Source organism: Halomonas sp. RT37 (genome assembly GCF_040070525.1).
Taxonomy (GTDB): Bacteria; Pseudomonadota; Gammaproteobacteria; order Pseudomonadales; family Halomonadaceae; genus Halomonas; species Halomonas litopenaei.
Genome location: NZ_CP098827.1, coordinates 2,574,481 through 2,586,585 on the forward strand (window position 1 = coordinate 2,574,481; position 12,105 = coordinate 2,586,585).

Below are 12,105 nucleotides of genomic sequence, written 5' to 3' on the forward strand. Positions count from 1 at the left end.
GAACAATGACGACACGAGCATTGAACGCAGGTCGAGCCGGCGTTGACACTGGTACCAGACAGCAAACCGACAACCCCATCCCCGCAAGCGAAAAGGAGCCAACATGACTCTGGAAGGAAAGCAGCTGATCGGCAGCCAGGCCGTCGAGGCCAAGGGCGAGCCCATCCACGCCGTCAATCCGGCCACCGGTGAGACCCTCGAGCCTGGCTACAAGGCAGGTTCCAAGGCCGAGGTCGAGCGTGCCTGCGAACTGGCCTGGGCGGCCTTCGATAGCTACCGCGAGACTGGCCTCGAGGCCCGTGCGACCTTTCTCGAGACCATCGCCGACGAGATCGAGGCGCTCGGTGACGCCTTGATCGAGCGCGCCATGCAGGAGTCCGGCCTGCCCCAGGCACGTCTTGAGGGCGAGCGTGGCCGTACCTGCGGCCAGCTGCGCCTGTTCGCCTCGGTGGTACGTGCCGGCGAATGGCTCGACGTGCGTCACGATCCGGCCCTGCCGGACCGTGAGCCGATGCCGCGGGTCGACCTGCGCCAGCGCCATATCGCACTGGGTCCGGTGGCGGTGTTCGGCGCCTCCAACTTCCCGCTGGCGTTCTCGGTGGCCGGCGGCGACACCGCCTCCGCCCTGGCCGCCGGCTGCCCGGTGGTGGTCAAGGCCCACTCGGCCCACCCCGGCACCTCGGAGCTGGTCGGCCGCGCGCTGCAGAAGGCGGTGGCCCGCTGTGAACTGCCGGAAGGCGTGTTCTCGCTGCTGTTCGGCTCCGGTCGCGAGGTCGGCCAGGGCCTGGTCAGCGACGCGCGGATCAAGGCGGTGGGCTTCACCGGCTCGCGCAGCGGTGGCACCGCCCTGATGAAGACCGCCCAGGCGCGTCCCGAGCCGATCCCGGTGTACGCAGAGATGAGCTCGATCAATCCGGTGTTCCTGCTGCCCGAGGCGCTCAAGGCCCGTGGCAAGGAGCTGGGCGAGGCCTTCGTCGGCTCGCTGACCATGGGGGCCGGCCAGTTCTGCACCAACCCGGGGCTGGTGATCGCGGTCAAGGGTGAGGCGCTGGACGGCTTCGTCGAGGCCGCCGCCGAAGCGGTCAAGGGCGCAGGCGCACAGACCATGCTGACGCCGGGCATCCACGACGCCTACACCCAGGGCGTCAACACCCTGGGCGGCAGCGACAAGGCCCGTGAAGTGGCGCGCGGTCCCCAGGGAGACGGACCCAACCAGTGCCAGGCCGGCCTGTTCGTGGCCAAGGCCAGCGACTTCCTCAATGATGAGGCGCTGCAGGCCGAGGTGTTCGGTTCGACCTCGCTGGTGGTCGAGTGTGCTGACCTGGACGAGGTCAAGGCACTGGCCGAGGGGCTCGAGGGCCAGCTGACCGCGACCCTGCAGATGGACGACGGCGACATCGACGCGGCCCGTGGCCTGCTGCCGATCCTCGAGCGGCGTGCCGGACGGGTGATGGCCAACGGCTGGCCCACCGGGGTCGAGGTGTGCCACGCCATGGTCCACGGTGGCCCCTATCCGGCGACCTCTGACTCGCGCACCACCTCGGTCGGCAGCGCCGCCATCCACCGCTTCCTGCGCCCGGTGTGCTATCAGAACCTGCCGGACGCCCTGCTGCCGCAAGCGCTCAAGGATGGCAACCCGCTGAACGTCAGCCGCCTGGTGGACGGCAAGCGCGAGGCGTAAACCGCCTGGCACACGTCTTCAACCAAGGGTCTTGAACCGACGTAGTTGTAACCATTGCTGAAGACATCGCTGAAGACATGGCTGAAGACCTGGCTGAAGACCTGGCTGAATACATAGCTGAAGCCATGGTTGAAGCGAACGGACGGAGGCGCCGATCATCGGCGCCTCCTGTCTCGTCTTCTTGTTCTTGTCATTCTGCCCCGGCCTTTCTGCCCTGGTCTTTCTAGCCCCGTCTTTCTGTCATCGTCCTGCGGTCCGAATCCCCCGATAAAGACACGCAGTGAACGACTGCCTTGGCTCATGATTCAACGACGGCTATTGGCACACTTACCCCCACATCACGTCGCTTATCAAGACACCTATCCAACTACCTATCCAGACACCCTCCCGCTACCGTTCCCTACTGCCTTTGCAATCACATCCGATCCATAATCGGTGACATTTCACGCTTATTCAGCAAATATTCTGGTCATCATTGCCGGCCTGAAACGCCCTACTTGTTGGCCAAGACATCCCCGAAACATCCTTTCACGCCCACGATCATTCCTGGCTACGATATTGCTCAGGGCGCATCCTCTTCTCCGACCAGGCTGGCGACAAACTCGGTCAGTAGTTCAGGCCAGGGCTCGCCCTTGCGCGTGAGCACGCCGTAGTAGCCCAGCGGCTCACCGATGGTCAGCGGCAGTACCGCGAAACGGCCTTGAGAGAAGGTGGTCTTGACCACCGAGCTTGGCAACAGCGACAGGGTATCGGTACTCGCCACCAGCTGAAGCGAGGCCTGGGTGGAGGTGGTCTCGATGACGTTGCGCGGCGAGGCGACGCCGGCCTCGGCCAGGGCCGCCTCGAACAACCCGCGCATGGGGCTCGCCATGGGGTGCAGCACCCAGGGCCAGCGCACCACCTCGGCCAACTCAGGCGTCCCCTGACACAGCGGATGGTCGGGTCGCGCCACCACCGACACCGGCTCCTCCTTGAGCGGCAGAAAGTCGAACAGATGACGCTGGGACGGCTCGGTGTAGCGGCCAATGACGGCGTCGAGCAGCTTGTATTCGAGATCCACCAGCAGTCGATCGCTAGAGTTCTCGATCAACGAGATGGCGAGCCGCGGCCGGTGCGACTTCAACTCCGCCATGGCCCTTGGCAACATCACCGGGGCGGCACCGGGTACCGAGCCAAGCGCCAGCCGACCGTGCCCGCCTTCGCGCAGTGAAGCCAGTTCTTCGACCAGCCGATCGGTGTCGTTGAGCAGACGCCGTGCATAGCGCAATACCGTCACACCGGCGTCGGTCGGTTCCATCCGCCCGGGCTCACGCAGAAACAGCGGTATTCCGAGAAATCCCTCGATGTCCTTGAGCATCTTGCTGGCCGCCGGCTGGCTGATATTCAGCTGCCTTGCAGCCGCGTGCATGTTACGACTTTCGTCCAAGGCGACCAGCAATACCATATGCCTGATCCGTAGCCACGTCTTGGCGTGAATACCGCTGTCATGGGGCATGTAGCGCATCATCCCGATGATTGAAAAACACATGATAACCTGAGGTTATCAAATGGCCAAAAACTTGGATTGGCCGTTCTTTTAGCGCTCTGTTTAGACTGCCCTCACTGACAATAGAACGACGAGACAGCAGCAACAGAGGAACGGGAGAGCAACCAGAGAGGTAGGCGCTTTCCGCAAGCAGCCAACCGCTGATCGACGCCCATGATGCTTTCCCTGGCCACTCGTCGGACAACCAACAATATTCACCACAAGGCCGCCAGCATGACCACCATCACTCGGGTCGACGCCCGCGATATCCGCTTCCCCACCTCACGCCAGCTCGATGGCTCCGATGCCATGAACGAGGCACCGGACTACTCGGCCACCTACGTCATCCTGCACACCGATCAGGAAGACGAGGGCCACGGTCTGAGTTTCACCATCGGCCGCGGCAATGATCTCTGCGTCGCTGCGGTCAACGCCCTGGCACCCACCCTGGTGGGCCGCAAGCTCGAGGACATCACCGCGAACATGGGCACCTTCTGGCGCGAGCTGACCAGTGGCGATAGCCAGCTGCGCTGGCTGGGTCCGGAAAAGGGCGTGATGCACCTGGCCAGCGCCGCCCTGGTCAATGCTATCTGGGACCTGTGGGCCAAGCGTGAAGGCAAGCCGATCTGGAAGCTGCTTACCGACATGAGCCCGGAACAGCTGGTGCGCTGCCTGGACTTCCGCTTCGTTACCGACGCCATCACCCCCGAGGAGGCCATCGCCCTGCTGCGTCGCAAGGCCGGCACCAAGGGCGAGCGCGAGGCCGAGATGAAGGCCGAGGGCTACCCCGGCTATACCACCTCCGCAGGCTGGCTTGGCTATTCCGAGGAAAAGATGCGTCGACTGTGCCGCGAAGCCCTGGCCGAGGGCTGGCAGCACTTCAAGCAGAAGGTCGGTGGCGACATCGAGGAAGATCGCCGGCGCGCGGCGATCCTGCGCGAGGAGATCGGCGAACAACGCACCCTGATGATGGACGCCAACCAGATGTGGGATGTGGACGAGACCATCGTCAACATGCGCCGTCTGGCCGAGTTCAATCCTCACTGGATCGAGGAGCCCACCAGCCCCGACGACATCCTCGGTCACGCCGAGATCCGTCGTCGCCTCAGGGGCGGCCTGGAAGGTGGCATCGGCGTCGCCACCGGCGAGCACTGCCACAACCGGGTGATGTTCAAGCAGCTGCTGCAGGCAGGCGCCATCGACTTCTGTCAGCTCGACGCGGCGCGTCTGGGCGGGCTAAACGAGGTCATCATCGTGGTGCTGCTGGCGGCCAAGTACGGCGTGCCGATCTGCCCCCACGGCGGTGGCGTGGGCCTATGCGAATACACCCAGCACATCTCGCTGTTCGACTACATCGCCGTCTCCGGTTCACTGGAAGGTCGCCTGCTGGAGTACGTCGACCACCTGCACGAGCACTTTGTCGACCCGGTGCGTATCCGTCAGGGTCGCTACCTGGTGCCCGAGGCGCCGGGCTACAGCATCACCATGAAGCCCGAGTCCCTCGAGATGCATCGCTACCCCGAAGGCGCGGCCTGGCAAGACGCCTGAGCCGCTCCACCGGCCAGCGGCCCCGGGATGAAACGCTTCCCGGGGCCGCTGGCCAGCACGCCAAGCAAGGGCCAGAGCGCTACGCAATGGCCAGCACGCCACGCAAATTGGAGAGAAGCATGACAACAATCACAACGTCCGTCGCCCCCTTCACCCGTCGCCGCCTGGGCGCGGCCATCGCCGCCCTGACCATCGGCAGCCTGACGCTGGGTGGTGTTGCCACCGCCCAGGCCGCCAGCGAGATGCCGCCGATCCCCGAGGTCGACGGACCCGTGGTCGAAGGTGACGGCAACGACTACACCCTCAAGTTCAGCATCGGCACCACCCAGTCCGGCGCCCAGTACCGTGGCCTCGAGTACTTCGAGGACATCGTCGAGGCACGCAGTGACGGCCATATCCAGGTCGAGCTGTTCCACAGCGCACAGCTTGGCGATGACCTCCAGGCGGTCAGCGCGCTGCAGTCCGGCACCCTGGAGATGACCTCGCCGTCCACGTCGCCGCTGGTCAACATGTTCCCGGAGTTCGCGGTCTTCGACCTGCCGTTCCTGTTCCCCACTCCGGAAGTGGCCGACGAGGTGCTCGACGGCGAGATCGGTGATCGCATGCTGGAAACCGCCAGCACCAATGGCCTCAAGGCCCTCGGCTGGGCCGAGAACGGCTATCGCCAGCTGACCAACAGCCAGAACGCGGTGGCCTCGCCCGAGGATCTGGATGGCCTCAAGGTCAGGACCATGCAGAACCCGATCCACCTGGATATCTGGAAGACCCTGGGCGCCAACCCGACGCCGATGTCCTTCGCCGAGCTGTTCACCGCCCTCGAGCAGGGCGTGGTCGACGGCCAGGAGAACCCCTGGATCACCATTCAGTCGTCCAAGTTCAACGAAGTGCAGGACTACGCCACCGAGTCCAACCACGTCTACACGCCCTTTATCACCCTGGTCTCCGAGCGCTTCTGGAGCCGTCTGCCCGAGGGCTATCAGGATCTGCTGTCCGACGCCGCCAAGCAGATGGGCGACTACCAGCGTGAAGTCAGCCGCACCCTCAACGACCAGATCAAGCAGGAGCTGATGGACGAGGGCATGAACATCACCGAGCTGACCCCGGAACAGGTGGCCACCTTCCAAGAGACCCTGTCGCCGGTCTATGACGAGTGGCGCGAGAAGATTGGCGGAGAGCTGATCGACGATATCCGCGCTGTTTCCCAGTAAGCCCTAGCCCGACCCCGCCGCTGTCGGCGGCGGGGTCGTCGTCACCACGGAGGTGACCCATGACCACCCTATCCTCCACTTCCACCCCGGGACTCCTGGGGTGGTTGATTACCACGCTGCGCATCGCCGTCGGATTGCTGGTGCTCGGCGTGGTGTTCTGCGTGACCGCCAACGTCTTCGGTCGCTTCGTGCTCAATACCTCCTACGCCTGGGCCGAGGAGCTGTCCCGGGTGCTGTTCATCTGGCTGGTACTGCTTGGCGCCGGACTCGGCAGCCTCGAGAAGGAACACGTGGCGGTGACCTACTTCAAGGACCTGGCCCCGGCCGGGCTGCGCCGCGTGCTGGGACTGACCGCCGTGGCGGTGATCTACCTCGTCTGCATCTGCATCCTGCTCGGCTTCAAGGAGCTGATCTCCGGCTATACCAGCGCTACCCCCATGCTCGGCATCCCCAAGACCTGGCTCTATAGCGCCATGCCGGTGATGGCAGGGCTGACCCTGATCGCCAACACCCTGGCCCTGGTGGCCCTGCTCAGGAGGTCCGAACCATGATCCTGTGGAGCATCCTTATCGGGCTTGCCATCTGCATCGTCATTGGCATGCCGATCTCGTTTGGCCTCGGCGCCATCAGCCTGTTCATCTTCTTCTATTCCGACTATTCGCTGTCGCCCATCGTCGCCCAGGCAGTCAACGGCCTGGACTCCTTTCCGTTGCTGGCCATTCCGCTGTTCATCCTGGTCGGCGAGGTGATGAGCGAGGGCGGCATCGCCACCCGCCTGGTCCGACTGGCCAGCGCCATGGTCGGCTTCGTCGCCGGTGGCCTGGGTCAGGTGGCAGTGATGACCTCGATGTTCTTCGGCGGCATCAGCGGCTCCGCCGTGGCCGACGCCTCGGCGGTCGGCAGCATGATGATCGAGCCGATGAAGCAGCATCGCTACAGCGCGCCCATGGCCACCGCCATCGTGGTCGCGGCCTCGGTGGTCGGCATCATCATCCCACCGTCGATCCCGATGATCCTGTTCGGCGTGGTCACCAACACCTCGATCTCTCAGCTGTTCCTGGCCGGCATCGTGCCCGGCATCCTGATCACCCTGGGACTGGCGGCCACCACCTACGTGCAGTCACGCAAGAACGGCAAGGGCCAGGCCTTCTCCTTCCCGGAACTGACCAGTGCCCTCAAGGACGCCATCCTGGCGCTGCTGCTGCCGGTGATCATCGTCGGTGGCATCCTCACCGGGGTCTTCACCCCCACCGAGAGCGCCGCCATCGCGCTGGTCTATGCCTTCGCGGTGTCCTTCTTCGTCTATCGCAGCCTGTCGCTCAAGCGCTTCTTCGAGCTGTGCGTGAGCACCGGTCGACTGACAGGTGTGGTCATGCTGCTGCTGGCCTTCGCCAGCGTGCTGGCCTGGCTTCTGACCGCCAACATGATTCCCCAGCAACTGGTAGTGAGCCTGTCCGCCATCACCGAAAACAAGCTTCTGCTGCTGCTGATCCTGTCGGCCTTCCTGCTGGTGGTGGGCTTCTTCATGGACCTGACCCCTGCCATGGTGATCCTGGCACCGCTGATGACGCCGGTGGTGGTCAAGCTTGGCATCGACCCGGTGTACTTCGGCGTGCTGATGTCCTTCATCCTGGGTATCGGCCTGATCACCCCGCCGGTGGGCACCGTGCTCTATGTCGGCTGTGGCGTCGGCAAGGTCGGCATGGAAAGCCTGGTCAAGAGCCTGCTGCCCTTCTACTTCACCCTGGTGGCACTGCTAGTCGTATTCCTGCTGTTCCCGGGAGTGGTGCTGTGGTTCCGATAACCCCGAACTTGAACAACCTGGGCGGCCCCTGGCCGCCCGCCGAGCGGAGAAGCCCCCGATGAGCGCCAACGACGACCTGCTGACCTTTCTGCGAGAGACCCTGGGCAGCACCGGCGTGCTGACAGACGACCTCGAGCGCTATCGGGTCGACTGGGCCGGCGCCCGCGGCGGTCTGCCGTTGGCGGTGGCTCGCCCGGCGACCTCTGAGCAGGTGGCGCAGGTACTCGGCTACTGTCATCGCCACGATATTCCGGTGGTCCCCCAGGGCGGCGGCAGCGGCCTGGTCGAAGGCGCCCTGCCGGACAGCCAGACACCGGAGCTGGTCATCAGCCTGGAGCGGCTTAATAAAATTCGCTCCATCGATCCGATCAACTTCACCCTGAGCGTCGACGCCGGCTGCGTGCTGCAGACCATCAAGGACGCCGCCGAGGCCGAGGATTGCACCTTTCCGCTGGCCCTCGGCGCCCAGGGCAGCTGCCAGATCGGCGGCAACATCGCCACCAACGCCGGCGGCCTTAACGTGCTGCGCTACGGCATGATGCGCCAGCTGGTACTGGGTATCGAGGTAGCACTGCCGGACGGCCGTCTGCTCGACGACATGAAGGCACTGCACAAGAACAACACCGGCTACGACCTGAAGCAGCTGTTCATCGGTGCCGAGGGTACCCTGGGCATCGTCACCGGCGCGGTACTCAAGCTCTACCCCCGTCCCCAGGTGACACGCACGGCGCTGATCGGCTGCCCCGACGTGGCCTCGGTGCTGAAACTCTATGCCCAGGCAAGACGCAGCTGCTGCGACCTGCTGACCGCCTTCGAGCTGATTCCGCGGGCCTGCATGGAGCTTGCCCTGGAGGCCGATCCCTCACTGCCGGACCCGCTGGATGCACCCCACCCGGTGTACGTGCTGATGGAAGTCGCCGCCAGCGGGCCTGCCGATCTCGACAGCATGATCGAGTCGCTATTCGAGCGAGGACTCGAGGAAGGCCTGCTGGAGGATGGTGTGCTGGCCTCCAGCGATACCCAGGCGGCCCAGCTATGGCAGCTGCGCGAGGCCATGCTGGAAGGCCAGCAGCGCCGCGGCGAGCACCTGCGTACCGACGTCTCGCTGCCGATCTCCCAGCTTACCGCCTTCCATGACCAGGCGGAGGCGGCGATCACCGAGGCCTCGCCAGACTCTCAGGTCATCGCCTACGGCCACGTCGGCGATGGCAACCTGCACTTCAATATCCTGCCGCCGGCGCATCTGGACGACGACGACAAGCGCAGTCTGCTGCATGAGCTGGAAGAGCAGCTGTTTGCCATTGTCGCCGAGTTCGACGGCAGCATCAGCGCCGAGCACGGCATCGGTCGCGTCAAGCAGCCCTACTTCCTCGAAAGCCTGTCGGCGCCGGAGCACGACATCATGCGTGGCCTGAAGCGCCTGCTGGACCCCCGCGGCCTGATGAGCCCCGGACGCATCCTGCCCAGAATGCAGCGCTGAGCCATCGACTTCCCCTTTTCAACAGATAGAGGCCCTAACATGAGTCCCCGCCTTACCGCCCGCGACATCCTGCCCGACGACGCCGACCGTGCCCTGCTGGTCGGCCGAGTGTGGCGCGACGACCAGCAAGGCCCCGTCCTGGTAACCGTTCGCGATGGCCAGCTTATCGACCTGTCGGCCACCATCAATGTCATGGCCGACCTGCTCGAACGCGACGACGCCGCCGAGCTGATCGCCAACGCCGAGGGCGAGTCCCTGGGTAGCCTGGACAGCCTGCTCGAAAATTCCTGCCAGACACCCCAGCGCGCCCCGCACCTGCTCGCGCCCTGCGACGTCCAGGCGATCAAGGCCTGTGGAGTGACCTTCGCGGTCAGCCTGCTGGAACGCGTCATCGAGGAGCAGGCCGGTGGCGACGCCGCCCGCGCCGGCGAGCTGCGCGAGGAACTCAAGCGCGTGATCGGCGGTGACCTGTCGAAGATCCGCCCCGGCTCCGACGAGGCCATGGCGCTCAAGGCCGAGCTTCAGTCCCGTGGCGCCTGGTCCCAGTACATGGAGGTCGGCATCGGCCCCGACGCCGAGGTCTTCACCAAGTCGCAGCCGCTGTCCGCGGTGGGCCAGGGCGCGGCGGTGGGGCTGCACCCGTCATCGCGCTGGAACAACCCCGAGCCCGAGATCGTGCTGGCGGTGGATGCACAAGGCAACGCCCGCGGCGCGACGCTGGGCAATGACGTCAATCTGCGCGATGTCGAAGGACGCAGTGCCCTGCTGCTTGGCAAGGCCAAGGATAACAACGCCTCCTGTGCCATCGGGCCCTTCATTCGCCTGTTCGATGACCACTTCTCGATCGACGACGTGCGCTCGGCCATGGTCAGCCTGCGCATCGAAGGCAACGACGACGACTTCCTGCTGGAAGACCAGAGCGACATGCGCGAGATCAGTCGCGACCCGCTGGACCTGGTGGGCCAGACCATCGGCGCGCATCACCAGTACCCCGATGGCTTCATGCTGTTCCTCGGCACCATGTTCTCGCCGATTCAGGACCGCGACGGGCCCGGCCAGGGCTTTACCCATCACCTGGGTGATGTGGTCACCATCTCGACGCCTAGCCTGGGCGCTCTGGTCAATCGCGTCGAACGCTCCGACCAGCTGCCCCCCTGGACCTACGGTATCCGCGCCTGGCTCGCCCACCAGCGCGGCTGACACCACGCAAGACCCGCACGAACCGACATCTCCCTTTCTGCCTCGCCCTCGGCGAGGCTTTTTTGTTTCAGGCCGCCAACTGTGCCATTACGCGCTGCTACTCAAGCATTTGCGCATGCGGTATGCGAGTTCCCGCGCCGGACATGGCGAGTGACATGGCTCTGACATATACCTTCAAGACCCCTCCCGCCGATGTCAGTCAGTGTTTCGACATATGACGGTTGTTCTTGCGCAAGGCGCATTGCATCGCGAACGCAAGATCAGGAACAACGCAAGGTCAGGAACAAGACCGGCAACGTCATCGCTGCACTCGCGCGAGCGAGGGGACCAAGGAACATCGACCATCATCAGACAAGGGCCTCAAGGCCCGGATAAAGGACAGGGAGCAAGCCAAAGGCCACCCAAGAAGCCTGCGCCGCCCTTGCCGTGACTCGTCGCCGTCAGCGCAGCACCCGTGGATGGATGCGTCCAGGTGCGCCTCGGTGACCAAGGAGGACAGACCATGCTCAGGATTTCCCGTCTCACCGCCATCGCCGCCGCCATGGGCGCCAGCCTGATCACCTTTGACGCGGTCGCCGAGACCTACTTCGAGATCACCGACGGGGAGCTCACGCGCCCCACCGGCTTCCGCGAATGGGTGTTCGTCGGCACCCCGCTCACGCCCAATGACATGAACAACGGCAAGGCGCCTTTTCCCGAGTTCCACGCCGTCTACATCGATCCGGAAAGCTGGGACCACTGGAAGGAAACCGGTGAATTCCGCGATGGCGCCATCATGATCAAGGAGCTGATCAGCGTCGGCAGCAAGCAGGCGGCCAGCGGCAACGGCTACTTCATGGGCGAATACATCGGCCTCGAGGCGACCATCAAGAGCAGCGAGCACTTCCCGGACGAGCCCGGCAACTGGGCCTACTACAGCTTCTCGACGCCGGACCACTCGAGCCTCAAGGAGACTGCGGCGCCCTTCCCCACCGCAGCCTGCAACGCCTGCCACGCGGCGGCGGCTGCCGATGACTTCGTCTTTACCCAGTACTACCCGGTACTGACCGCCGGCAAGGGCGCCGGCGACGACGCCGGTGGCGGCACCCAGTCCCAGCTTGGCAACGACGGCTGATCGGCTGTCTGGCCCCGTTCCGACAGTCCAGGGCCTGAACCATCGGCCAGGGAGTCAGAGTCAGGAACGGGGACCATCTGGAATATGGTGCCTAAAGGTGCCAATGAAAGGTGCCAATGAAAGGTGCTATGTAGAAACGTGCGGTACGTGCACATGCGAACCGCAGCCGGCCGTATAGACATATAAACACCCGATACCCAGTAGCACGAAGGCAGGCAAGACAAGCACCTGGCACCACCGAGCATGAAGCGATGGCGGTGACCCTGCGTCACCCTATGGCCTTGCAGGGTACGTCTACCGGCGAGCCACTGGATTCGCCCCGGAGTCCAGAAGTGGCATAGGGGCTGCCCCGAGAGAAGGATGTCTCTCGGCAGCGATATCCGCCATCCTTCTTGCGTTCCCTGCCCTCCTGGCGGCCCTCCCCGGCCGCCTTTTTTTATGTTCTCGGCGCCCTCTTCCCGCGGACCAGCGTTATCCGTCCCCGCTCTTTGCTATCGGCCATATTCCGCTACCCCGGCTCTCTTGATCCCTTGCGACCAAAGTCG

9 protein-coding genes are annotated in these 12,105 nt (G+C 64.5%); 8 read left to right on the forward strand and 1 reads right to left on the reverse strand.

Annotated elements, in window-relative coordinates; all coding sequences use genetic code 11:
* Positions 1–103: 103 nt before the first annotated feature.
* On the forward strand, positions 104–1,681 hold the full coding sequence (locus NFG58_RS10875; protein ID WP_348826472.1) for an aldehyde dehydrogenase (NADP(+)): 1,578 nt from the start codon (positions 104–106) through the stop codon (positions 1,679–1,681).
* Positions 1,682–2,243: 562 nt separating this feature from the next.
* On the opposite strand, the gene NFG58_RS10880 is transcribed toward NFG58_RS10875, so the two are convergent.
* Positions 2,244–3,209 carry a LysR family transcriptional regulator gene (locus tag NFG58_RS10880; RefSeq protein WP_083970676.1) on the reverse strand — a complete coding sequence of 322 codons (966 nt, stop codon included), beginning with the start codon at positions 3,207–3,209 and terminating at the stop codon, positions 2,244–2,246.
* A gap of 231 nt (positions 3,210–3,440) precedes the next feature.
* Between NFG58_RS10880 and NFG58_RS10885 the strand changes: the two genes are divergently transcribed.
* The 7 genes from NFG58_RS10885 (at position 3,441) to NFG58_RS10915 (ending at position 11,560) form a co-directional block, all read left to right on the forward strand.
* Positions 3,441–4,754 (forward strand): L-fuconate dehydratase, encoded by a 1,314-nt coding sequence (locus NFG58_RS10885; protein WP_348816175.1) that lies wholly within the window; start codon positions 3,441–3,443, stop codon positions 4,752–4,754.
* A 119-nt stretch (positions 4,755–4,873) separates the two neighbouring features.
* Positions 4,874–5,962: a TRAP transporter substrate-binding protein gene (locus tag NFG58_RS10890; RefSeq protein ID WP_108450229.1), complete on the forward strand. Its 1,089-nt coding sequence runs from the start codon at positions 4,874–4,876 to the stop codon at positions 5,960–5,962.
* A 59-nt stretch (positions 5,963–6,021) separates the two neighbouring features.
* Positions 6,022–6,513, forward strand: coding sequence for a TRAP transporter small permease (locus NFG58_RS10895; protein WP_045995049.1), 492 nt, complete (start codon positions 6,022–6,024; stop codon positions 6,511–6,513).
* Complete coding sequence (locus tag NFG58_RS10900; protein ID WP_108450228.1) at positions 6,510–7,766, forward strand: TRAP transporter large permease; 1,257 nt, start codon at positions 6,510–6,512, stop codon at positions 7,764–7,766. The genes NFG58_RS10895 and NFG58_RS10900 overlap by 4 nt, the downstream gene beginning before the upstream one ends.
* 58 nt (positions 7,767–7,824) lie before the next feature.
* On the forward strand, positions 7,825–9,246 hold the full coding sequence (locus tag NFG58_RS10905) for an FAD-binding oxidoreductase (RefSeq protein ID WP_348826473.1): 1,422 nt from the start codon (positions 7,825–7,827) through the stop codon (positions 9,244–9,246).
* Positions 9,247–9,285: 39 nt separating this feature from the next.
* On the forward strand, positions 9,286–10,446 hold the full coding sequence (locus NFG58_RS10910) for a fumarylacetoacetate hydrolase family protein (RefSeq protein ID WP_108133187.1): 1,161 nt from the start codon (positions 9,286–9,288) through the stop codon (positions 10,444–10,446).
* Positions 10,447–10,948: 502 nt separating this feature from the next.
* Complete coding sequence (locus NFG58_RS10915; RefSeq protein ID WP_348826474.1) at positions 10,949–11,560, forward strand: cytochrome P460 family protein; 612 nt, start codon at positions 10,949–10,951, stop codon at positions 11,558–11,560.
* Positions 11,561–12,105 lie beyond the last annotated feature (545 nt).

Excerpts from the sequence above, each read along its gene's own strand:
- NFG58_RS10875 (WP_348826472.1), top strand. The coding sequence starts at position 104 with ATGACTCTGGAAGGAAAGCAGCTGATCGGCAGCCAGGCCGTCGAGGCC.
- NFG58_RS10880 (WP_083970676.1), bottom strand. The coding sequence starts at position 3,209 with ATGTGTTTTTCAATCATCGGGATGATGCGCTACATGCCCCATGACAGC.
- NFG58_RS10885 (WP_348816175.1), top strand. The coding sequence starts at position 3,441 with ATGACCACCATCACTCGGGTCGACGCCCGCGATATCCGCTTCCCCACC.
- NFG58_RS10890 (WP_108450229.1), top strand. The coding sequence starts at position 4,874 with ATGACAACAATCACAACGTCCGTCGCCCCCTTCACCCGTCGCCGCCTG.
- NFG58_RS10895 (WP_045995049.1), top strand. The coding sequence starts at position 6,022 with ATGACCACCCTATCCTCCACTTCCACCCCGGGACTCCTGGGGTGGTTG.
- NFG58_RS10900 (WP_108450228.1), top strand. The coding sequence starts at position 6,510 with ATGATCCTGTGGAGCATCCTTATCGGGCTTGCCATCTGCATCGTCATT.
- NFG58_RS10905 (WP_348826473.1), top strand. The coding sequence starts at position 7,825 with ATGAGCGCCAACGACGACCTGCTGACCTTTCTGCGAGAGACCCTGGGC.
- NFG58_RS10910 (WP_108133187.1), top strand. The coding sequence starts at position 9,286 with ATGAGTCCCCGCCTTACCGCCCGCGACATCCTGCCCGACGACGCCGAC.
- NFG58_RS10915 (WP_348826474.1), top strand. The coding sequence starts at position 10,949 with ATGCTCAGGATTTCCCGTCTCACCGCCATCGCCGCCGCCATGGGCGCC.